The sequence below is a fragment of the Amycolatopsis sp. NPDC059021 genome, assembly GCF_042739895.1.
In the GTDB taxonomy this organism is placed as follows: domain Bacteria; phylum Actinomycetota; class Actinomycetes; order Mycobacteriales; family Pseudonocardiaceae; genus Amycolatopsis.
This window is the reverse complement of record NZ_JBHYIQ010000006.1, coordinates 3,779-25,660: the sequence shown is the minus strand read 5'-3', so window position 1 is coordinate 25,660 and position 21,882 is coordinate 3,779. Positions and strand designations below refer to the sequence as shown.

General features: G+C 69.4%; 18 protein-coding genes and 1 pseudogene. 6 read left to right on the top strand and 13 right to left on the bottom strand.

What is annotated here, in order from left to right; all coding sequences use genetic code 11:
- Nucleotides 1-40 precede the first annotated feature (40 nt).
- Nucleotides 41-1,585, bottom strand: a complete 1,545-nt coding sequence (locus ACFWX1_RS04725) for an LCP family protein (RefSeq protein ID WP_378383849.1) — start codon at nt 1,583-1,585, stop codon at nt 41-43.
- 50 nt (nt 1,586-1,635) lie between these two features.
- The gene (locus ACFWX1_RS04720; RefSeq protein WP_378383847.1) at nt 1,636-2,007 is read right to left on the bottom strand and encodes an ArsR/SmtB family transcription factor; all 372 of its coding nucleotides are present in this window, start codon (nt 2,005-2,007) and stop codon (nt 1,636-1,638) included.
- A gap of 63 nt (nt 2,008-2,070) precedes the next feature.
- Here ACFWX1_RS04720 and ACFWX1_RS04715 point away from each other — a divergent pair, with 63 nt between their 5' ends.
- Together ACFWX1_RS04715 and ACFWX1_RS04710 are read left to right on the top strand one after the other, a co-directional pair.
- Nucleotides 2,071-3,099, top strand: a complete 1,029-nt coding sequence (locus ACFWX1_RS04715; protein ID WP_378383845.1) for a cation diffusion facilitator family transporter — start codon at nt 2,071-2,073, stop codon at nt 3,097-3,099.
- Between the two features lie 170 nt (nt 3,100-3,269).
- Nucleotides 3,270-4,499 carry an alkaline phosphatase gene (locus tag ACFWX1_RS04710; protein WP_378383843.1) on the top strand — a complete coding sequence of 410 codons (1,230 nt, stop codon included), beginning with the start codon at nt 3,270-3,272 and terminating at the stop codon, nt 4,497-4,499.
- A gap of 88 nt (nt 4,500-4,587) precedes the next feature.
- On the opposite strand, the gene ACFWX1_RS04705 is transcribed toward ACFWX1_RS04710, so the two are convergent.
- From ACFWX1_RS04705 to ACFWX1_RS04695, 3 genes are read right to left on the bottom strand one after another with little or no spacing between them, the layout of a single operon-like run.
- Nucleotides 4,588-5,073, bottom strand: coding sequence for a hypothetical protein (locus ACFWX1_RS04705; protein ID WP_378383841.1), 486 nt, complete (start codon nt 5,071-5,073; stop codon nt 4,588-4,590).
- Entirely contained in the window at nt 5,070-6,482 is a 1,413-nt protein-coding gene (locus tag ACFWX1_RS04700; protein ID WP_378383839.1) for an ATP-binding protein, read from the bottom strand. The genes ACFWX1_RS04705 and ACFWX1_RS04700 overlap by 4 nt, the downstream gene beginning before the upstream one ends.
- Nucleotides 6,479-7,153, bottom strand: a complete 675-nt coding sequence (locus ACFWX1_RS04695; protein ID WP_378383837.1) for a response regulator — start codon at nt 7,151-7,153, stop codon at nt 6,479-6,481. The genes ACFWX1_RS04700 and ACFWX1_RS04695 overlap by 4 nt, the downstream gene beginning before the upstream one ends.
- 342 nt (nt 7,154-7,495) lie before the next feature.
- Between ACFWX1_RS04695 and ACFWX1_RS04690 the strand changes: the two genes are divergently transcribed.
- Nucleotides 7,496-8,317 (top strand): SDR family NAD(P)-dependent oxidoreductase, encoded by an 822-nt coding sequence (locus ACFWX1_RS04690; RefSeq protein WP_378383835.1) that lies wholly within the window; start codon nt 7,496-7,498, stop codon nt 8,315-8,317.
- Nucleotides 8,318-8,320: 3 nt separating this feature from the next.
- Here the strand turns inward: ACFWX1_RS04690 and ACFWX1_RS04685 are convergent, their stop codons facing one another.
- The gene (locus ACFWX1_RS04685) at nt 8,321-8,500 is read right to left on the bottom strand and encodes a hypothetical protein (RefSeq protein WP_378330246.1); all 180 of its coding nucleotides are present in this window, start codon (nt 8,498-8,500) and stop codon (nt 8,321-8,323) included.
- A gap of 321 nt (nt 8,501-8,821) precedes the next feature.
- Between ACFWX1_RS04685 and ACFWX1_RS04680 the strand changes: the two genes are divergently transcribed.
- Nucleotides 8,822-10,069 carry a lipase family protein gene (locus tag ACFWX1_RS04680; protein ID WP_378384138.1) on the top strand — a complete coding sequence of 416 codons (1,248 nt, stop codon included), beginning with the start codon at nt 8,822-8,824 and terminating at the stop codon, nt 10,067-10,069.
- 173 nt (nt 10,070-10,242) lie between these two features.
- Nucleotides 10,243-12,258, top strand: coding sequence for an APC family permease (locus ACFWX1_RS04675; RefSeq protein ID WP_378383833.1), 2,016 nt, complete (start codon nt 10,243-10,245; stop codon nt 12,256-12,258).
- On the opposite strand, the gene ACFWX1_RS04670 is transcribed toward ACFWX1_RS04675, so the two are convergent.
- From ACFWX1_RS04670 to ACFWX1_RS04640, 7 genes and pseudogenes are all read right to left on the bottom strand, one after another.
- Nucleotides 12,259-13,137 (bottom strand): aldo/keto reductase family oxidoreductase, encoded by an 879-nt coding sequence (locus tag ACFWX1_RS04670; RefSeq protein ID WP_378383831.1) that lies wholly within the window; start codon nt 13,135-13,137, stop codon nt 12,259-12,261.
- Nucleotides 13,138-13,179: 42 nt separating this feature from the next.
- Nucleotides 13,180-14,313, bottom strand: a complete 1,134-nt coding sequence (locus tag ACFWX1_RS04665; protein ID WP_378383829.1) for a glycoside hydrolase family 3 N-terminal domain-containing protein — start codon at nt 14,311-14,313, stop codon at nt 13,180-13,182.
- A gap of 83 nt (nt 14,314-14,396) precedes the next feature.
- Nucleotides 14,397-15,017: a DUF3558 domain-containing protein gene (locus tag ACFWX1_RS04660; RefSeq protein ID WP_378384136.1), complete on the bottom strand. Its 621-nt coding sequence runs from the start codon at nt 15,015-15,017 to the stop codon at nt 14,397-14,399.
- Between the two features lie 108 nt (nt 15,018-15,125).
- Nucleotides 15,126-16,152: pseudogene (locus tag ACFWX1_RS04655) on the bottom strand (cell division protein DivIVA); the annotation flags it as partial.
- Nucleotides 16,153-16,270: 118 nt separating this feature from the next.
- Nucleotides 16,271-18,274, bottom strand: coding sequence for an SDR family oxidoreductase (locus tag ACFWX1_RS04650; RefSeq protein WP_378383827.1), 2,004 nt, complete (start codon nt 18,272-18,274; stop codon nt 16,271-16,273).
- A 97-nt stretch (nt 18,275-18,371) separates the two neighbouring features.
- Nucleotides 18,372-19,082, bottom strand: coding sequence for a class F sortase (locus ACFWX1_RS04645; RefSeq protein WP_378383825.1), 711 nt, complete (start codon nt 19,080-19,082; stop codon nt 18,372-18,374).
- A gap of 1 nt (nt 19,083) precedes the next feature.
- On the bottom strand, nt 19,084-20,568 hold the full coding sequence (locus ACFWX1_RS04640; protein ID WP_378383823.1) for a collagen binding domain-containing protein: 1,485 nt from the start codon (nt 20,566-20,568) through the stop codon (nt 19,084-19,086).
- A gap of 305 nt (nt 20,569-20,873) precedes the next feature.
- Between ACFWX1_RS04640 and ACFWX1_RS04635 the strand changes: the two genes are divergently transcribed.
- Entirely contained in the window at nt 20,874-21,737 is an 864-nt protein-coding gene (locus ACFWX1_RS04635; protein WP_378383821.1) for a Bax inhibitor-1/YccA family protein, read from the top strand.
- The last annotated feature ends 145 nt before the right edge of the window (nt 21,738-21,882 follow it).

Here is a 21,882-nt window from a genome sequence, read left to right as displayed (position 1 = left end):
TAATAATTTCCCCGCCCCCGGTACAGATCCGCCACGGGGTTTATTTGGCCCCCCCGGCCCCCGCCGCGTCCGGGCACCCCCGCGGGGGCGCCCCGGCCGCGCTGGACGGTGTCGCGGGTGTGCCGCCCAGCGCGGCGGGCAGGCCGTGGTAATCCGTGCCGAGGTACACCGCGATGTGCCCGGAGGAGGCGGCGGTGCTGGCCGAGACCGCGGAGATGCCCAGCTGTGCGGCCAGGGCGTCGGCGTCGGCCTTCGCGCCCTTTCCGTAGAACACATGCGATTCGGGTTGAGTGGCCACAGTGGACGTATCACCCTTGGTGAACCCGTGCCCGGCCGCCGCGTCAGCCAGCTCGGCCGCCCGATTGTCCACACCGGACGCGTTGCGGACGTCCACAGTGGAACCGGAGCCGACGGGCTTGGGCGGTGCGGCGGGAGTGGACGGGACAGGTGCGGCCTGGCCGGGGTTGATCCACGACTGGACGGCGGCCTGGATCTGGCCGACGTCGATGCGGTTGATGTCGACGCTCTGCCCGCCCAGCAAGATCTTGTCGGCCTTCACGACCGGCAGGGTGTGGAACACGATGTTGGCGGGATTGAGGTTTTTCGCCTGTTTCGCGAGGTCGAGGATGTTCCATCCCTTGTCGTAGACGACGTCCTCTTCGGCGGCGGTGAGCAGCTTCTGCAGGTCGGAAAGGCTGCCGAAGACGCCGTCCCGTTTCAGCGTGCTCGCCACCGAGGCGAGGAACGCCTGCTGGCGGGATTCGCGGCCGAGGTCGTCGCCGGGCAGGCCGTTGCGCTGCCGGACGAACTCCAGCGCCTGCTCGCCGTTGAGATGCTGGGGTCCCTGGGGGAAGTCGGCGCCGGAGGCGTCGTCCTTGGTGGCCTCCTTCAGGCATACGTCGACACCGCCGAGCGCGTCGGCGAGGTGGTAGAACCCGGCGAGGCTGATCTCGGCGAAATGGTCGACGTGGACCTTCAGCAGGTGTTCGACGTTCTTGATCGTCGAGGTGCGCCCCGCCTCGCGGCTCTTGAACTCCAGCGTCGCCGGGTCCCGCTCGCCCTGGGCGTACAGGCGTTCCTGCTCCTGTTCCTTCGCCCAGCCGTAGCCTTCCTTGATCTTTCCCTGGGTGGCGCCGAGCAGCGGACCGTCCACAAAGGTGATGTAGTCGTCGCGGGGTATCGAGATGCCGGTCGCCTTGCTGCCGTCGTTGGGCACGTGCAGCAGGATCATCGTGTTGGTGTTGTAGCCGCCCGTGTGGTCCTGGTGATCGGGCGAATGCTCGGCGTCGAGCCCGTTTCCGGCGTGGAGTGCCTTCAGGACGTTCGGCGGGAGGTCCTGGCCGTTCTTGTCCTTCCGGGTGGTGAGCCCGAGCAGCAGGATGTTCTGCGAGCCGTCCGGTGCCTTGCCCTCGCCCGAGATCGCGCCGGACGCGCCGAGGCCCTGCGCCTGCCGCAGGGTGTTCCAGAAGAACCCGGTGACCAGCAGCGTCACCACGGACAACAGGGCGACCAGTACGCGGCCGGCGGAGTGGGCGGGCTGGTGGCGCCGCCGGGCGACACGCGGATTCCGGGCGTTGGGCTTCACACGTCCCTAGACGCCGGCCTCCCGGTTGCTGCTGCACGACGTGAGAAAGCCTACTTTCCGGCAGGCTCCGCGACGTGGTGCGGAATGCCGTGCACGGTGTGCGCCGCGAAGCCGAGCGCCTCGGTGACCAGTCCGGTGAGGTGATCGCTGGTGATCCGGTAGAGCATGCGGCGGCCCTCGCGGCGGACCTGGACGAGCCCGGCCAGGCGCAGCCGCCCCAGATGCTGCGAGACCGAGGATCGCGACGCGGCGACCTGCTCGGTCAGCGTCGTCACGTCCTGTTCGGTGGTCAGCAGGTGCAGCAGATGCAGCCGGGTCGGATCGGCCAGATGCCGCAGGATCTCGGCGGCGAGGTCGAGCTGCCGTGGGTCGGCCGGGTGGCCGGGCCGCGCCGCCGAGTTCGGGTTAACATGCGCGTGCATGGTTGCATAATGGACGTGAGCAGGGCACTCTCACAAGCCGGCACCCCGGATAAGAGGACGGTCATGGGTTCGCAGCACGGTCACGGTCATGCGCATGGGCACGCTCCGGCGTCGCGGTGGGCGCGGGCGCGGCATGTGCTCCTCCACGCGTTCACACCGCACAGCCACGACAGCGCCGACCGGTTCGACAGCGCGTTGGAGGCCAGCAGGCAGGGGATGCGGACGCTGGTGTGGTCGTTTGCGGCACTGTTCGTCACCGCGGCCGCCCAGCTCGTGGTCGTGCTGCTGAGCGGCTCGGTCGCGCTGCTCGGCGACACCATCCACAACTTCGCCGACGCGCTGACGGCGTTGCCGGTCGGCATCGCCTTCGTGCTCGGCAGGCGCGCGGCGACCCGCCGGTTCACCTACGGGCTCGGCCGCGCGGAGGATCTCGCCGGGGTGATCGTGGTGCTGATCATCGCGGCGTCGGCGGTTTTCGCCGGGTATGAGGCGGTGCTGCGGTTGATCGATCCGCGGCCGGTCGGGCACTTGTGGATCGTCGCGCTGGCCGGCGTCATCGGCTTCGCGGGCAACGAACTTGTCGCGCGCTGGCGGATCACGGTCGGCCGCCGGATCGGTTCCGCGGCGCTGGTCGCCGACGGTCTCCACGCGCGCACCGACGGTTTCACCTCGCTGGCCGTCGTCGCCGGAGCGGGCGGGGTCGCGCTGGGCTTTCCGCTGGCCGACCCGATCATCGGCCTGCTCATCACCGTGGCGATCCTCTTTGTGCTCCGCGACGCGGCGAAGGAGGTCTTCGGGCGGCTCATGGACGCCGTCGACCCGGCGACCGTGGAGCTGGCCGAGCGTTCCGCCGCCGACGTGGACGGGGTTGCCGGGGTGAGCCAGCTGCGGATGCGCTGGACGGGGCACACCTTGCGGGCCGAACTCGCGGTCGCCGTCGAACCGACGCTCACCGTCGAGGCGGCGCATCGGCTCGCGCACGAGGTCGAGCATCACCTGGTGCACGCGGTGCCGCGGCTGGCCGCCGCCGTCGTGCACACCGAGCCTGTCATCGGGGCGCAGCAGGCGCACGCGCTGCTCGGTGGTCACTGACCGGGTCTCGCTTTCCTGTACTGCGCCGTCGTTACCCATCCGACCACAGCCACGGCGGAAAGGGTCTCCACGAGCGGGTCGGCTGCGGACCGTGTCCGCCTGCTTCTGGTCGGATGGGTAAATTTATGTTAGGAAAGGTTCCTAACTAATGACTTTGCTCGGGAGGCGATGTGCGCAAGCGTGGCCTGGTCGCGGCGGTGGTGCTGGTGATGCTCGGGGGCGGCACGGTCGCCGTCGCGCAGACGACCGAGGCGGCACCCGCCGGTGCCCGCCTGGCGAAGAACATCATCTACATCCAGGGCGACGGGATGGGGCTCGGGCAGCGCGACCTCATCCGGCTGGCCACCGTGGGCAAACGTGGTGAGCTGGAGATGAACAAACTCCCGGTGACGGGCCTGGTCCGTACCGCGCCGGACGATCCGGAGGAGATCGTCACCGACTCGGCGGCCGCCGCCACCGCGCTCGCGACCGGGCACAAGACCCGCAACGGCGCGGTCGGCGTCGACGTCCACGACCGTCCACTGGAGACAGTGCTCGAACGCGCCAAGAAGGCGGGCAAGGCGACCGGCCTGGTCACCACGGCCCAGGTCACCGGCGCCTCGCCCGCGGCGTTCGCGGCACACGTGCCGAGCCGGGATTCCCAGAGCGACATCGCCAAGCAGTACATCGAGAACAGCCGTCCCGAGGTGCTGCTCGGCGGCGGCGAGGACTGGTGGTACCCGAAGGGAAACCCCGGTGTCTGGCCGGACAAACCGGGCGAAGAGAGCCGCAGCCCGTACGGCGACCTCGTCGAACGGGCGCAGCGGACGGGCTACACCTACGTGCGTAACGCCGACGAGCTGGCCCGCACCCGCGCGAACCGGATCCTCGGCCTGTTCGCGAACGAGGACATGGTCGACTACGGGCCGGACGGTGTCGGCAAATACGCGCCGAAGGTGCCGTTGCGGCAGATGGCGCGCAAGGCGCTCGACACGCTTTCCCAGAACCCGAGGGGTTTCTTCCTCTTCCTGGAGGAGGAAGGCATCGACGGGATGTCGCACGAGAACAACGCGCATTCGGTCATCGACGCCGGCCGTGCGCTGGACGAGACCGTGGCCGAGGTGATGCGGTTCGTGCGCAGCCATCCTGACACGCTGGTGATCATCGGCGGTGACCATGAAACCGGCGGGCTGAGCATCGAGAACTACGACAGCTCCAACACCGGGCCCGAACATGCGCGCGAGGACGGCCCGTTCCCGGTCCCCGGCTCGAAGCTGCAGTTCACTGTGGACTGGACGACGAACGAGCACTCGGGCGCCGACACCCCGGTCACCGCGAGCGGCCCGGGATCCGCGCGGCTGGGCGGAATCGTCGAGAACACCGACGTCTACCACGTCATGCGGGACGCCGCCGGGCTGTGAGCTGAAGGGGACTTTCCTCGCGTCTCGTGCGCTGAAGGGGACTTTCCTCGCATGTGATGAGACGAAAGTCCCCTTCAGCCCACCGGGATCAGCGGAGCACCGGGCAGGTCAGCGGTTCGGTGTCTCCGCCGATCGTGTAGGTGACCACGACCTTCGCGGCGGGTTTCCCGGCCTGCCGGTGCACACCGAGCGCGGTGCAGACGAACTGGTCGACGCCGAGCGCCGAGATCTCGTACTTCGCCAGCGGCAGGCTGATCCTGATCAGCTCGTCGGATTCGGTCACGCGGGGGCTGCGGCCGAGCGCGCTCTGCCAGGCGAACGCGGAGTGCAGGCCGTCGTTCTGCGGCGAGCCGCTGCTGGCGACCAGCAGGTTGAGCGCGTCGGTCACGGTGCTGAGCCGCTGAGTGGGGCGAAAGTTCGGCACCAGTTCGCCGTCGGTGTCGACGAAGTACAGCGTGACGCCGGGTGCGACACCCGTCGGGGCCTTTCCTCCGTCGAGGACACCGCTGGGTTCGACACCGCACGCGGTCAGCGTCGCGAGGAGCACGGCCGCTACCAGGACTCGCCGGGTCATGCATCCTCCTTGGGGCGCAAGGGAAATCGGGCGACGAACCGGGCACCGGCGCCGGACGCGTTGCCCGCTTCGATGTCGCCGCCGTGCAACCGCGCGTTCTCGACCGCGATCGCCAGGCCGAGCCCGCTGCCCTCGGACCGCGTCCTCGCCGCGTCCGCCTTGTAGAACCGTTCGAACACGTGCGAGGCCAGGTCGCCGGGCAGGCCGGGACCGTGGTCGACGACCTCCACCGTCGTCTCCCGCTCGTCCGCCCGCAGCCGGATCAGCACCGGCGGCGCGCCGTGCCGCAGCGCGTTGCCCACCAGATTCGCCACCACGATGTCGAAACGACGCCGGTCGAGCACCGCCGTGATCGGTGTCGGCGCGTCGAGTTCGATCCGGTCCGACCACCCGCGCGAGCGGAGACAGTCCACAATGGCCTGACGCAGTTCGACGTCCTCCAGCCGCAGCCGCGCCGCGCCCGCGTCGAACCGGGACACCTCGATCAGGTCCTCCACCAGCCGCGTCAGCCTTCGCGTCTCTTCGACGGCGAGCAGTGTCGACGTCCGCGCGTCCGGCGACATCGCCCCGGCCTCGTCCTCCAGCACCTCGACGACGGCGGTCAACGTCGTCAGCGGGGTCCGCAGCTCGTGCGAGACGTCGGCGACGAACCGGCGCGCGTCGGCCTCCATCCGGCGCAGCTCGGCCACGGAGTCCTGCAACTCGGCCGCCATGTGGTTGAACGTCTCCGCGAGATCGGCGAGTTCGTCCGAGCCGCGGACGCGCAGGCGGGCCGAGAGGTCGTGTGCTGCCAGGCGGCGCGCGGTGGTGCGCAGTTCGCGGACCGGCCGTAGCACCCCGCGCGCGGCGAGCAGCGCGAGCAGGATCGCCAGCGGCAGCGCCAGTGCGCTGGTCTGCGCAGCATTCTTGGCCGAGGTGTCCATCTGCTGCTGGACGTCGGAAAGATCGCGGACGGCGTAGACCTCGATGCCCGACGGTGACCGGGTGCCGTCCAGCGCGGTCCGTGTCACCGGGGTCCCGAGCACCAGTTTCGGCCCGGTGGGCGAGGCGACGCGTTGCCGCACGAGCCGATCGCGGGAGGCGACCGCGGCCCGCAGGTCGGCGGAGACAAGGCCGAGCCCGTCACCGTCCGAAGAGGACAATTGGTGGTAGGTCACCAGCGCGGGCGCGCCCACCGCGGCGCGCAGCCGGTCCAGCGCGGCCTGGTCGGGCGGGTCGGTGAGGTCCGCGGTGAGCGCGCCGATCCGGTGCCGGAGGTCGTCGCCCGCGCGCTGCTCGGCCTCGGACACCAGTGACGTGCTGGTCGAGGCGTAGCTCGCCCAGGCGGCCGCGACCGCGCCGAGCACGGTCACCAGCACGAACGCGCAGACGAGCCGGACGCGCAGGCCCGTCAGCCACCGTGGTCTCATACCGGGCCGAACCGGTAACCGAAACCGCGGACGGTCTGCACGAAGACCGGCGACGCCGGATCGGCCTCGATCTTGGCGCGCAGCCGCTGCACGCAGTTGTCGACCAGCCGGGAGTCACCGAGATAGTCGTGCTCCCACACCGATTCCAGCAGCTGCTGACGGCTGAGCACCCGGCCGGGGGAGCGGGACAGCTCCAGCAGGACACGCAGTTCGGTCGGTGTCAGCGACACCGGATCGCCGTCCTTCGTGACGGTCATCGCCGCGCGGTCGAGGGTCAGCCCGGCGTGGCGCTCGGTGCCCGCGGGTTCGGCGGTGCCGCGCCGCAGCACGGCCTTGATCCGCGCGTCGAGCACCCGCGGCCGCACGGGTTTCACCACGTAGTCGTCCGCGCCCGCTTCGAGACAGCCGACGACGTCGAAATCGTCGTTGCGGGCGGTCAGCACGATGATCGGCACCGGCCCGTCCGCGCGGAGCCTGCGGCAGACCTCGAACCCGTCGATCCCGGGCAGCATCAGGTCGAGCACCACGAGGTCGGGCGGCTCGGCGCGGGAGACGCGCAGGCCCTCCTCGCCGGTCTCGACGGCCTTGACGTCGTGGCCGTGTTTGCCCAGCGCCATGCCGAGACTCCGGCGGATGGACGGGTCGTCCTCGATCAGCAGAACCTGAGCCACGGTCCGATTATCACCGCAGGTCAGCGAGCTCGCCCGGGGAGGCGCGGTATTGCGACACAACCAGGACGAAGCCGGTACCGGACGCGGACACCGGCGCCCGCTCGCTAGGAATTCGTAAGTTCGGCCCGCGGCTCCTTGTCCTGCAGCGCCGGGCTGGATTCCATCGAAGGATGGGCAGAGGTCTCGTACGGGGGCACGCGTGGGGTGTGCGCCACGACGACCGGCCGCCTGATCCGGTGCCGGCCGGTGGTACCCCCGAACCCGGCGATTCACCGGCCGGCAGCTGAGTCCTGCCCATTTCCCGCGCGGGCTCCCGCGCGCTCATTCCATTGTGGATGGACCATGCCCGAAAACCCCACTGTTCTCATCACCGGAACCACCGACGGCATCGGCTACGAGACGGTACGGCTGCTCGCCACCGGCGACACCACCGTGATCACGCACGCCCGCACCCGCGAAGAAGGTGAGGAAGCCTGCCGGCGGCTGGTGGCTTCCGGCGTCGACGCGGGACGTCTCCAGCCCGTCGTCGCGGACTTCGCCGATCTGCGGCAGGTCGCCGAAATGGCCGCGGCGGTCGCGCAGGCGTTTCCGCGCCTGGACGTCCTGGTCAACAACGCGGGTGTCGCCGGCACCGGCAACCGCACGATCACCAAGGACGGCCACGAGGAGACGTTCCAGGTCAACTACCTGGCCCCGTACCTGCTGACCAGGCTGCTCGAGGACCGGCTGGACGCCTCCCCGGTGAGCAGGGTGGTCAACGTGTCCTCGTCGCTGCATCGCGGCGGCCGGATCAACTGGGCCGATCTCAACTGGAAGCGGCGGTACAACCGTGGCGCCGCGTACGCGCAGTCCAAGCTGGCGCTGACCATGTTCACCACGGCGCTGACCGAGTTCCGGCCGAAGGTCCGCGAGGCCGTCAGCGTGCATCCCGGCATCGTCGCCACCGGGATGCTCCAGCACTACAGCTACCGCGGCCGCCCCGTCGCCGAAGGCGCCGAGGTCGTCGCCCGGCTCGCCGATCCCGGGGCCAAGGTGCTGGCAGGCGGCTACTACGACGGCCGCCTGCCAGCCAAGGCCGCGGCGGCCGCCGTCGACCCCGACGCCGTCCAGAAGCTCTGGAAGGTCAGCGAAAAGCTGACCCTGGTGGAGCAGCGCCGGGGATGAGCCTCAGCGCACCGGCCGCCGGTACGGGGTGTGCTCCATGCGCGGCTCGCCGCCCTCGCGGCGTGACGCCGGGCGCGTGCCCGGCCGGCGGTCGGTGTTCAGCCACCACTGCAGGAACCGCAGCACGAGTGCGAACAGCACGCAACACGCGATCAGCATCACCGAATAGGCCAGGTCGCTCATGCATCGCCTTCTTCATGGGTGTCAGGGGATGCCGCCCAGCATGCGGCCGCGGAGCCCGCCCGGCGTAGCGGTTCTCACGAACCCTTGACGCCCCCGCGGGGGATGTTGACGCCGCTTTTCGTGGAACCGCACCGACCGGCGGCCGATGTCGTCCGCTCGCGCGCCGATGCTAAAAACGCGCATCCGGGCTCTGTTCGGTATGCCATTTTCGGCCGGGGTAGCGGGGTTGTCCTTGACAGCTTCGTGGCCCCGGCCGAAACTCTTTGCCGACACGGGTCATTTCTCGGAATTCTGACCGGCATCGCGTTCACTGGAGAAGCTATGCGGTTTTCCGCTCGACTTCGTTTCGGCAGGGTCGTTTCGGTTTTCTCGGCCGCGGTGGTGATGACGGCCGCGGTCACGGTCGCGGCGGCCGCTCCCGCGGCGGCGGACGAAGCGTTCTACACGCCGCCTTCGCCGCTTCCCACGGGGCAGAATGGTGACGTCATCAAGTCGCAGCCGTCGGCCTTCAACGGCGGCAAAGCGACCCGGATCATGTATTTGTCCCGGGACACCAAGGACAAGGCGATTCCGGTGACCGGCACCGTGATCGTGCCGACGACGCCGTGGACGGGCCAGGGGCCGCGGCCGATCGTCGCCTACGCGCCGTTCACGGCGGGAATGGCCGACAAGTGCGCGGTGTCGAAGACCATCGCGGGCGAGGGCAGTTCCGACATCATCGCGAACGTGCAGACGCAGTTCGTGAACGCGTTGCTGCAAAAGGGTTTCGCCGTGGCGCAGACCGACTACGAGGGCCTTGGCACGCCGAACATGGAGCACACGTACGTGATGCGCCGCTCGGAGGCGCACACCACGCTCGACGTCGCCCGCGCGGCGCAGCGGCTGCCCGATTCGGGGCTGGACAAGAACGCGCCGATCGGCATCGTCGGCTATTCCCAGGGCGGTGGCGCCTCCGCCGCCGCGGTGGAAATGGCGCCGGACTACGCGCCGGAACTCAACCTCAAAGGCGCCTACGCGGGCGCCGCTCCGGCGGACAAGGCCGTACTCGCCAAAAGCCTCGACGGCGCGTATGCCGCCGGCTTCCTCGGATTCGCGCTCATCGGCATCAACACGGCGTACCCCGAAACACACATGCTGGATCTGGCCAACCCCACCGGCGCGCAACTGTTCCTGCAGGCCCGCCAGATCTGCACCATGGACGCCATTTTCCAGCTCGCCTTCAAACAGACCAACACGCTGACCAAGGACGGCAGGCCGGTTTCGGCCTACCTGGCGGAAGAACCGTTCAAAACGGTGGTCGAGGACCTGAAGATCGGCAACCTCAAGCCCGCCGCCCCGGTACTCGTCGAACACACCCCGATGGACGACATCGTCCCCTACGGCCAGGGCAAGCAGATGGCCAAGGACTGGTGTGGCAAGGGCGCCGACGTCGAGTTCAAGGACCTGCCCTCCTTCAGCCCGGTGCTCTCCCACGCGCTCGCCGCGTTCGGCGCCTCGGGCAACGCGGCCAACTGGATCGCCGACCGCTTCGCCGGAAAACCCGCCACGAGCAATTGCGGCGGATTCTGAACCGGCCCTCGGTGCTGAGTCAGATCGGACAAAGTGTCCAAACTGGACACATGAAATACTCTTCAAAAGTCCACAATCCCTGACGAGACCTGTACGGGCGTAACACTTTTCTTTACGCTTTCTCTACGTCTCGACGTGGTCCCACGGCCTGAGCGGCAACTTACGCTCAGGCCGTGCCGTCACCCACCGCAGTGCTCAAGCGCCTCGTCGTCGGGCTGCCCTTCCGCAGCGACAGGCTGGGCGAGACGCTCCTGCCCAAGCGGCTGGCGCTGCCGGTCTTCGCCAGCGACCCGCTCTCCTCGGTCGCCTACGCCACCCAGGAGATCCTGCTGATCCTGGCGCTGGGCGGGCTGGCGTTCCTGCACCTCGCGCCGTGGGTGGCGGCGGCGATCGTCGTCCTGCTGGCCGTCGTCGTGCTCTCCTACCGGCAGGTCGTGCAGGCCTACCCGAGCGGAGGCGGCTCGTACGAGGTGGCCTCCCGCAACCTCGGCCGGCCTGCCGGGCTGGTGGTCGCCGGCGCGCTGCTGGTCGACTACATCATGACGGTCGCGGTGTCGGTCGCGGCCGGGGTCGACAACATCATCTCCGCGGTGCCCGGACTCAACCCGTACCGGGTGCTGATCAACCTCGGCTTCGTCGCCTTCCTGACCGCGATGAACCTGCGCGGGGTGCGGGAATCCGGGCGCGCGTTCGCGGTCCCGACGTACGCGTTCGTCGCCGGTGTCGCGGTCATGATCGTGCTCGGCCTCGGCCGGGCGATCGCTGGGCACGCGCCGGTCGCGGAGAGCGCCGGGTACCAGATCCGCCCCGAGCAGGTCGGTCTCACCGGCTTCGCCGTGGCCTTCCTGCTGCTGCGCGCGTTCGCCTCCGGCTGCACCGCGCTGACCGGTGCCGAAGCCATTTCGAACGGCGTGCCCGCATTCCGCAAACCCAAGGGGCGCAACGCCGCGAAGACGATGACCGCGATGGGCGTCATCGCGATCGCGATGTTCGGCGGGATCACCGTGCTCGCGATGATCGCGAACGTGCGGATCGCGGAGAACGCCTGTGACCTGACCGGATTCCGCGGCGACTGCGCGAACACCCCGCAGCGCACGGTGATCGCGCAAATCGCCGCGGCGGTGTTCGGCGGCGACAACACCGTGCTCTTCTACTACATGCAGGCCGCGACGGCGTTGATCCTGGTCCTCGCCGCGAACACGGCGTTCAATGGTTTTCCGTTGCTGGGCTCGATCCTGGCCCAGGACCGCTACCTGCCGCGCCAGCTGCACACCCGCGGTGACCGGCTGACGTTCTCCAACGGCATCCTGCTGCTCGCGATCGTCGCCGGACTGCTCATTTACGTCTACGACGGTGTGGTCAGCAAGCTCATCCAGCTCTACATCCTCGGGGTGTTCACCTCGTTCACGCTGTGCCAGGCGGGAATGGTGCGGCACTGGAACCGCAAGCTCGCCGAAGCGACGTCCCGGGCGGAGCGGCATCGATTCCGCCTCGCGCGGGCGATCAACGCGTTCGGCGCGGTGCTCACCGGCCTGGTGCTCGTCGTCGTGCTGCTGACCAAGTTCCAGCACGGCGCGTATCTGGTCGTCATCGCGATTCCGGCGCTGTACGCGCTGATGCGCGCCGTACGCAGGCACTACGACCGAGTTCACGACGAACTGCTGCCCGACGACGAGAGCGCGATCCTGCCCAGCCGTGTGCGGGCCATCGTCCTGGTGTCCACTTTGCACAAACCGACCCAGCGGGCGGTCGCGTTCGCCCGCGCGTCGCGGCCGGACGAGCTGACCGCGATCACCGTCAACGTCGACGACCAGGCCACCCGCGCGCTGCAACGCGAGTGGGAGAAGCGGGACATGGGCGTCGGCCTGAAGGTGATCGAGTCGCCGTTCCGGGAGATCACCCGGCCACTGCTGGGGTACGTCAAGAACATCCGCCGGTCCAGTCCCCGGGACGTGGTGTGCGTCTACGTCCCCGAATACGTCGTGGGGCACTGGTGGGAGAACCTGCTGCACAACCAGAGTGCCCTGCGGCTCAAGGGAAGGCTGCTGTTCATGTCCGGCGTGATGGTGGTCAGCGTGCCATGGCAGCTGCGCTCGACGAAACGGCGCACACCGCGGCGGACCGAGTTCAGCCCCGGCGACGTGCGCCGGGGGATCACGGCGCCAGGGGAACCGGCGCCCAAACCCTGATCAGTGCGTGCCGATCCCGTCGAGGTCGGCGAGGACGTCCCCGGGCAGCACCAGGTCCGCGGCGGCGAGGTTCTCGCGCAGGTGCGCCACCGAGGACGTGCCCGGGATGAGCAGCGTCGTCGGCGAGCGCTGGAGCAGCCAGGCGAGCGCGACCTGCATGGGCGTCGCCCCGACGCGGCGGGCGCAGTCGTCGAGCACGCCGGACTGCAACGGGCTGAACCCGCCGAGCGGGAAGTACGGGACGAACGCGATGCCCTCGGCCGCGCACCTGTCGACCAGCGCGTCGGCGCCGCGGTGGGCGAGGTTGTACTCGTTCTGCACGCACACCACCGGCGCGATCGAGCGCGCCTCGTCGAACTGCTCGGCCGTCACGTGACTGACGCCGAGGTGCCGGATCAGTCCCTGCTGCCGCAGATCGGCGAGCACACCGAACGGCTCCGCGAGCGATCCCGGCACCGGGTACTCGGCGTTTTCCCCTGCCAGCCGCAGGTTCACCACGTCGAGCGCGTCGACACCGAGGTGACGCAGGTTGTCGTGCACGGCCGCGGTCAGCTCTTCCGCCGACAGCGCGGGCGACCACCCCTTGTCCGGCGTCCGCCGCGCGCCGACCTTCGTGACGATGCGCAGGCCCTCGGGGTAGGGGTGCAGCGCTTCGCGGATCAGGGTGTTCACGGTGTGCGGGCCGTAGAAGTCGCTCGTGTCGAGGTGGTTCACGCCGCGTTCGACGGCCTCGCGCAGCACGGCCACGGCTGCCTCGCGGTCACGGGGCGGGCCCCACACGCCGGGACCGGCCAGCTGCATCGCGCCGTATCCCATCCGGTGCACCGTCAGCTCGCCGCCGAGGTCAAAAGTACCGCCGAGGGTGGCGTTCGTGGCCATGTCCGTTCCTCCAGTGTGTCCGTCGGTCGAACACCCTAGCCGTCAGCCGCACAAGCCTTTGGCGGTCAGTACCCGCGTGAGCGACTCGCGCACCCGTGGCTCGGGCAGCTCGCCGGTCCGGACGGCTTGGGACAGCCGGTCCAATACCTGGTCCACGTGTCCGCCCGAGGACCACAACGCCTCGTCCGCGCCCGCCTGCAGGGCCTTCAGCACCGCTTCGGGCAACGGGAACTGCTCGGTGATCGCCTTCATCGCGCCGAGATCGTCCGTCACCACTGGCCCGGTGAAGCCGAATTCGGTGCGCAGCAGCTGATAGGCCGGTGCCGAGAGCGACGCGGGCAAGCCGCCGGTGAGGTCGGGGACGTCGAGGTGCCCGACCATCACGCCGATCGGCCCGTACTCCGTGATCCGCTGGTAGGGCACCAGATCCACGCGGCGCAGCTCGGGCAGCGGTGGCGTGCGGACGAGCCCGGTGTGTGAATCACCCGACGCGTGCCCGTGCCCGGGGAAGTGTTTCAGCACCGGAAACACGCCGGCGTCCCGCAGTCCCGCGGCGAACGCGCGCACGTACAGCCGTGCGCGCTCGGGGTCGCCGCTGAACGAGCGGTCGCCGATGGCCTCGTGGGCGGGCTGGTCGGTGATGTCGGCGTCCGGCGCGTAGTCGACGGTGACGCCGCGGGCCCGCAGCTGCTTGCCGCGCTGCGCGGCCACTTCCCGCACCTGCTCGGGAGTCCTTGTCGCCGCCAGCTCCCGCGCGCTCGGGATGCTGCCGTCGAGCGTGTCGATGCGCTGGACCCGGCCGCCCTCCTCGTCGACCGCGACCGACACGGGCACCTTCGCGGCCTTCTGGACGGCGTCGAGCGCCTGATTGGTGAGGAGTTCGGTCGCGTCACCCGCGATGAAGATCCCGCCGAGCTGATGATCCTGGACGAGCTTGACCGTCGACGCCGGATCACTGCCCGGCACCCCCACGACGACGAGCTGGGCGAGCTGGGCGCGAAGATCCAGCCCGGCGATGACGGGACCGCAGTCGGGAACCCTGGCGAGCCGGGCGTCCGGCTGCGGCGCCGGGGCGCCCTCGACATCCCGGGAGTGGGTCGCCGCCACGACCAGGCTCGCCGTAGCCACCACCGCCGCTACCCCGGCCACCAGCCGGTACCCCGTTTTCCGTCGCATCAACCCTTCTCATCCGCCGGGGACGTCGTCTCCCCGACGGTAGCCGACGCGGCAGCTCCGCAACGACCTCACCCATACGGGGGTCAGTGGCCGTCGCGGAGCTTCCCGATCACGAATTCGGCGGCCTTGGCGGCCGCACCGCAGGGGTTGCCCTGCCAATGACGTGGCTTGCCCGGGGGATCACCGGGCAGGTCGGCGAACCTCTGGAAGTCGACGTAGAGGACTTCGGTCGTACTCGTTCCCACGGCCGCTTCACAGTCCTCTGTGGCACCGGGACGCCAGGAGAAGATGACAGGGAGCCCGTCCAGTGAGGATTCCTCCCAGTGCGCGTATCGGTCGGGAGATTTGTCGTGGTTCGCGGCGAGTTCGGTCAGCGTGGTCGCCTGGAAGGACGGGGCGGCCGCGGTGACGGAGACCCGCACCGTGGTGGCCTGGTTCCACGCGCAGCCCAGCTTCTTCCGCTTCGGGATACCGGCGGCGCCGTCATCGGGGAAACCGAAGTCGAGCTGGGACAGTTGCTCGAGGTCGAGCAGCCCGCACGGATCGCTGTTCACTCGGCCGGTATCCAGCGGGCGGGGGATCGGGGTGAAGGGGATCCGCGGCCCGGTACTGGCCGGTGTGGGCGGAGCGGGGTGCGTTCCGGAGTTTCCCGAGCAGGAGGTCACCACGGTTGAAGCGGGAGCCAGCGTGACCGCACACGGCATGACGTGTCGTCGCATCAAGGTCACCTACCGGGGCACGTACAGGTCCGTGGGGGCCTCCCCAAGGGACTCAGAGTCCCTCATGGAGGCCCCCACGGACCGTCGGAACTCAGGAGCCGGTCTTGGCGGCGGGCTTGGAACCGTTCTGGCCCGACCCGTTCTTGCCCTGCTCGGCGGAGGCGTTGGTGCCGTTGCCGTTCTGCGCCGGCTCGTCGCCACCGACCAGCTTCGACGCCTGCGGGATGACGGATTCCTCCGGCAACGGCTTCAGCTGGCCCTCGCTGCGGCCCAGGATCTCGTCCGCCATGGCCAGGCTCTTGCGGGCCTGCTCGCGGATCTCGGCCAGCCGCTCGACCTTCCGCTGTGCCGCGGTGGTCCGCTGCGCGGCCGTGGTGGTCGCCTCGTCCAGCCGGCGCTTCGCCTCGGCGGTGGCCTCGTCGACGAGCCGCTTGGCCTCCGCCGTCGCCTCGGCGATCCGCCGCTCGGCCTGCTGCTTGCTCGCGGTGCGCTGATCGGCGACGTGCTTCTCCAGCGTGGCCCGCTGCGCGGCCATCGACGCCTCGAACTCCCGCTCGATCTTGCGGCGCTTCCGCTCGGCCTCGGTGTCCAGCAGTTCCCGCCGCTGCGCCGCCTCGACCGTCAGCCGCTGGGTTTCCGCGCGCGTCTCGGCCAGCGCCGCCTCGTGCTCGGAATGCAGCGCCTCGGCCTGTTTGTCCAATTCGGCCATCAGGTTCGTGTAGCGGTCACGCAGCTTCTGCGACGCCTCGCTCGACGACGCCCAGTGCTTCTCCGCGGCCACCTGGGCACGCTTGGTGATCTCCTCGGCACGCGCCTGCGCGAGCGTGACCGTCCGCTGCATCCGCTCGTCGAGATCTTCCAACCGCTCCGGGGGTTTCTTCAGTTCCTCGACCCGCGCCTGGAGCTTCTGGATCTCCTGGCGCGCGGTCTCGAGTTCGCGGGACACGGTCGCCAGCTGGTTCGACGAGGCGTCGCGCTCGTTCAGCAGCCGACGCAGCTGGCCCTCGACGTGATCGAGGTACTGCCGCACCTCGTTGCGGTCGAAACCGTGCCACGCCTGGGTGTACTCGCGCCGTAGGGGAAGGAGGCCAGGGAGGCTGTTGTCTCGCTCGGGAACCATGTGCCCGACCGTACCCGCGTACACCGTGTCGTCGGCGTCAGGCTTGGTGATTCACCGGTGTGTCTTCACCCGGCCCTGACAAATGATGCCCGAACGGCCGCCACCCGGCAGCGGAGAGTCACCAGTGGAATCCGCGGCTGAGCCGCGCCAGCGCCATCGCGGCCTTCGACAGGTGTTTTTCGCCACGCCCGATCTTGAGGCCGCCCGAGCCGCCCGCGGCCGCGGAGTCCGGGAAGATCCGGAAGCCCTGGTACGCGACGGCGTCGGTGAGTCCCGGCGTGAGCGTGTACGCGAGCCCGATCGCCTGGCCGGCGGGCGTTCCGATGTGCTTCGGGCGCTCGACCAGCGCCTTCATCACCATGTCCGCGGCCTGCTCCGGCGACTTCGTCGGGAAGGCGTCGTAGATCTTCGTCGGCCGGATCATCGGCGTGCGCACGAGGGGCATGTGGATGGTGGTGAACGTGATCCCGTCGCCGTGGGTCTCGGTCGCGGCGATCCGCGAGAAGTAGTCCAACGCCGCCTTCGATGCCGCGTACGCCGAGAAGCGCGGCGCGATGCCCTGCACGCCGATCGACGACACGTTCACGATGTGCCCGAACTTCCGCTCGGACATGTGCGGCAGCACCGCGAGGATCAGCCGCACCGCGCCGAAGTAGTTGATCGCCATCGCGCGCTCGTAGTCGTGCATGCGGTCGTAGGACAGCTTGATGGAGCGGCGGATCGAGCGGCCCGCGTTGTTCACCAGCATGTCGATCCGGCCGTGCTCGGCCAGCATCGCGTCGACGGCCTTGTGCACCGATTCCTCGTCGGTCAGGTCCGCCGGGTACACCGACGCCGTGCCGCCCGCGGCGAGGATCTCGTCGCGGACCTCTTCGAGTTCGTGCTGCCGCCGCGCGACCAGCAGCGGGACGCCGCCCGCCGCGGCGACCTTCAGCGCCGTCGCGCGCCCGATGCCCGAGGACGCGCCGGTGATGATCACGCGGCGGCCGTCCAGTTCGCCGCGCGGGCCGTGCTTGCGGGCACGGAACGGGTCGAGGTGCTCGCGCCAGTACCGCCACAGCGTCGCCGCGTAGTCCTCCAGCCGGGGGACCTCGACGCCGGAGCCCGCGAGCGCCTTGCGGGTCGAGGCGGACGAGAACACCGACGCGAACGCGACGTTGTCCAGCAGCACCGGCGGGATGCCGAGGCGTTCGAGGACGGCGTCCCGCGCGATCGTGAACCCGGGGATGTGCTCGGACAGCTTCGCCAGCCCGACGATGCCCTTGGACAGCTTGTCGTTCAGCTGCACCGAAATCGTCGGCGCGCCCGCCGCCTTCGCGAAGGCGTTGTACACCGACACCACCGGCTGCGGCTCCGGGTTGACCAGGTGGAAGGCCCGCCCGTCGAGCCCGTCGGTGGTCACCAGCTCGAGCAGCGCCTTCGCGACGTAATCGACCGGGACGATGTTCGAATCGCCGAGATCCGGGCCGGCGAGCGGCAGGTCCGGCAGCCCGGTGAGCCTGCTGATCGCGGGGAAGAGGTAGTAGGGGCCGTCGATCTTGTCCATCTCGCCGGTCTCGGAATGCCCGACGACGATGGCCGGCCGGTACACCCGCCACGGCACTTCCTGCTGTTCGCGGACCAGCTTCTCGGCCTCGAACTTCGTGCGGTGATAAGGCGTCAGGAGCCGCTGGCCGACGTCGAACATGTCCTCGGTGAACACACCGTCGTGGTCACCGGCGACCGCGACCGACGAAACGTGGTGCAGGCAGCCGGCGTTCAGATCGGCGGCGAGGTCGACGACGTGTTTCGTACCGTCCACATTGGCCTTGATGCTGGCCTCGTCGTCGGCGGTGATGTCGTAGAGGGCGGCGAGGTGCACCACGTGGTCGACTTCCCCACGCAGCCGCTCACGGTCCTCTTCGGACACACCGAGCAGCGGTTCGGCGAGGTCGCCGGTGACCAGCGTGACGCGGTCCGCGTGCGGCCACTGGTCGACGAGCGCGGCGAGTTTGTCCCGTGAGGACGCCCGGACCACCAGCGCGACGTTGTCGGCGCCGTCCGCGCCGGGGCGGGAAAGCAGCAGCCGGGTGAAGTGGCGGCCGATCAGCCCGGTCGCGCCGGTAATCAAGAACGTCGCCATCGAAGTCACCTCTCGCCGTTGCCCCGTCCACGGGCATTGTGCTGTATCCGGTGGCCGGAGACCTATACCGTCCTATATTACCCGTGGGTAACTTAGCCTACACCGGATCGGCGACGGCGACGCGATTCTCCTCGTAGCCCTGCGGCCCGCCGACCCAGCGGCCACCACAGGTCACCAGCACCACGCGATGCGGCCCGGACGGACCGAACAGCTCGTCGGCGCGTTGCGGCAGATCGTTCTTGTGCACGGTGACGAGCTGGGAGATCTTGTACCGCCACGTCTTCCCGCGCGCGTCGACGACGGTGATCTCGCCGCCGATCTTCTCGTCCCACAGCTCCGCGAACGGACCGATCGCGCCGCGCCAGTTGACGTGCCCGGCGAACACGCTGGCCCCGCCGGCCGCGGTGAGGTCGGCACCCCACCACGCCGCCTCGCCGATGTTGTCCGGGATCGGCAGCTCCGCGTTCGGGCCGAGGTTCTTGCGCACCATCGCGGCGGTGCCGCCGCCGGGCAGCCGGATCGTGCCCGGCCGCTGCGGCTGCGGTGTCGGCGGGGACGGCGGTTGCGCGGCGGGCGACGCCGGAGCGGACGAAGACGTCGCCGGTGGTGGCGATGACGTACTCGGCGCGGAGGGTACTGCGGGAGAGCCTTTCGCAGCCGACACGGCGGCGGGGGCCGCTTCCGCGGTCCCCGCCACCATCGTCGTGGGCGGCCGGACGATCGCCGCGGCGACGAGTTCGACCGCGAGCACGCTCACGGCACCCAGCACGAAGCCGGTGGCCAGCCGACGACCAGTCACGAGCACCAACCTATCGCCGCGAGGACCGCCGCCGGGCCGCGACGCCGACCAGAGCCGAACCCAGCAGCGCGAGCGCGCCGAGACCGATCAAGCCTGGCGTCGAGTACTGCGTTTCGACTACGCCCTGCGCCATCGCGGTCGGCTTGTCGCCCGCCGGGATCGCGTGCGGGACCTCGTTGGGCACGTTGACCACGGACAGCGCGAGCGTCTCGCCCGGTTTCACCGAACCGCACGCGGACGGTGGATTGGCCGGGTCGAAGGCGTTCGTGTAGCCCGGCGGTGCGCTCACCTCGACGACGCAGATGTCTTGCGGCGCCTGGATTTTCTCGACCGTCGCGACACCGGAGCCGTCGGTGGTGACCACGACGGGCTTGCCGTCGGGGCCGTTGAGCGGCTTGCCGTCCTGCCCGGTCGCCGCCGCGGCCTTGTCCTTGCCGGTGATCCGCAGCTGTGCGCCCGCGATGCCCTTGCCGGTCTTCTTGTCCGTCTTGGTGACCTGGACCTGGCCCGGCTTCGCGATGTTGACCGCGCCCTGGACCTTCAGGTCCTTCTCGCCGCCGGTGGAGACGACGTTCTGGGTCTGCAGCCCGCTGCTCTGGCTCACCGGGAACTGCACGTACGGCCGGTCGGCGGGCGCGGAGAGCGCGCCGCTCAGCTGCGGGTGCTCGCCGGTCGGGGTCAGCTTGACGGTGATCGTCCCGTCCTTGCCAGTCATGACCGTGACGTCCTTGGCGGCGGCCTGCGGGCTCGCGTTCCCTGTCTTGTCCTGTTCGGTCCCGGTCGCCTGGTCGCCGGTGTCCACCGAGGCGTCGGTGGCCGTGAGTTTCACCGGGACGTTCGGGATACCGGTGCCCCTGGCGTTCTTGACGCTGATCGTCCACGCCGCCGGGGCGCCGATGTGCTGCTCGGCCGTGGGCGTGGCGATCTTCGCCGTCCACGGGCCGCGGTTGGCCTCGGCGTCCTTGGTCAGCTTGTCGACCGCCTCGGCCGCGGCCGGGTGCTGCTGCTGCAACGACGTCAGGTGGAACGGCGCGTCGTAGCCGATCTTGTCCTTGGGCAGGTTGGGGTTGAGATCGTCCTTGCCCTCGCGCGGCGCGGACGTCCACGAGTGCAGCAGGTGCGCGAGCGCGGCCGCTTCGTCGTTGTTCTTGGTGTCGCCGTAGCGCAGGAGCAGGTAGGAGATGTTGGCGGCCTTGTCCGCGGGCAGGGCCTGGCCCCACTTGTCGCGGAGTTCGTCGCCTGGCTTGTACTTCTCGTCGGTGTCCGGCGCCTTGAGCTGGAAACTCACGCAGAACACCTGCTTGCCGCCGACGATGTACGAGCCGAGCCAGTTCCGGTCGTGCCGGTCCTTCATGTCCTGGCCGGGCTTGACTTCGTAGCCCACACCTTCTTGTGTGGCGGCGGATGCGGTGGGGGCGAAAGCTACGGACAGTGCGCCGAGGAGGCAGGTCGCGACCAGACCGGTGACCGCCTTTGGGCGTAGGGACCACCCCATGGTGTGTTGACTCCTTGCCATGTGTCCGCTTCGGCGCCCATACGCCGGAGGGCCCACACGATCGTCCAATGAGCGGCACGCCTTCGGTGAGGATCCGAACACGCGTGGTGAGACTCGACCCTGACGGCTGTCTTTGTCTAGAGGCCATCGGGGGACGGTCGATGAACGGTCGTGATCTGCCTCGCATACGGTGAAACCCGCCGCTGGCCGGCCGTCGAGTAAAGTCATCTTTACTCAGTCGGGAACTGGCAGGCCGGAGTGGTCGTTGAACCCGATACAGGTGCCAGCAGATCCAGGAGGATCAGGTGCGTTCCAGTAGCAACCCGGCGTTCCGCAACCTGCCGCGTGGCGGAACCATGACCGGTGAGTACGGGCCCAACGTGGGCTTCAACCCTGCCGCCCAGGGCTACCCCCAGGCCCAGGGTGGCGTACCCGGCTACGGCCCCGGGTATACGCCGACCGGCTCGGCCGACCGGCCGATGACCGTCGACGACGTCGTCATCAAGACCGGCCTGAGCCTGGCCGTCGCGCTCGTGGCCGGTGTGCTCACCGCGCTGTGGGCGCAGAGCCAGCTCGTCGTCACCGCCTCGGGGCGGGTCGCGCTGCCGGGCATCGTGCTCGGCGTGGCGATCGGCGCGCTGATCGTCGGTTTCGTCATCTCGCTGGTGATGATCTTCCGCGGTAAGCCGAGCGGTGTGATGACGCTGCTCTACTCGGGTGTCGAGGGTGTGTTCCTCGGCGCGCTGAGCGGTGTCTTCGAAGCGATCTATCCCGGTATCGCGCTGCAGGCGATCATCGGGACGGCGGGCGTGTTCATCGCGATGCTGGTCGTCTACAAGACCGGTGCGGTGAAGGTCACGCCCAAGCTGACCAAGTGGATCATCGGCGCCGTCGCGGGCGCCGCGATCCTGATGCTGGTCAACCTCATCACCGCGGTCTTCTTCGGCTTCAACCCGCTGCGTGACGGCGGTCCGATCGCGATCATCTTCAGCCTCGTCGTCATCGGCATCGCCGCGTTCAGCTTCCTGCTCGACTTCGACCAGGCCGACCGGATGATCCGCGAAGGCATGCCGTCGAAGTGGGCCTGGTACGCCGCGTTCGGCCTGATGACCACGCTGGTGTGGCTGTACCTGGAGATCCTGCGGCTGCTGTCCTACCTACGCGACTAGCCGCTCGTTCCTCGGTTCGACCGGAGGCCGCCCCGCGAGGGGGGGGGCGGCGGGGGGCGGGGCGGGGGCGGTGGGGGGGGGGCGGGCCCAGACGACCGGACAACAAAACACCGAAACAAATCAAAAACAAATCTCGCGCTCTAGA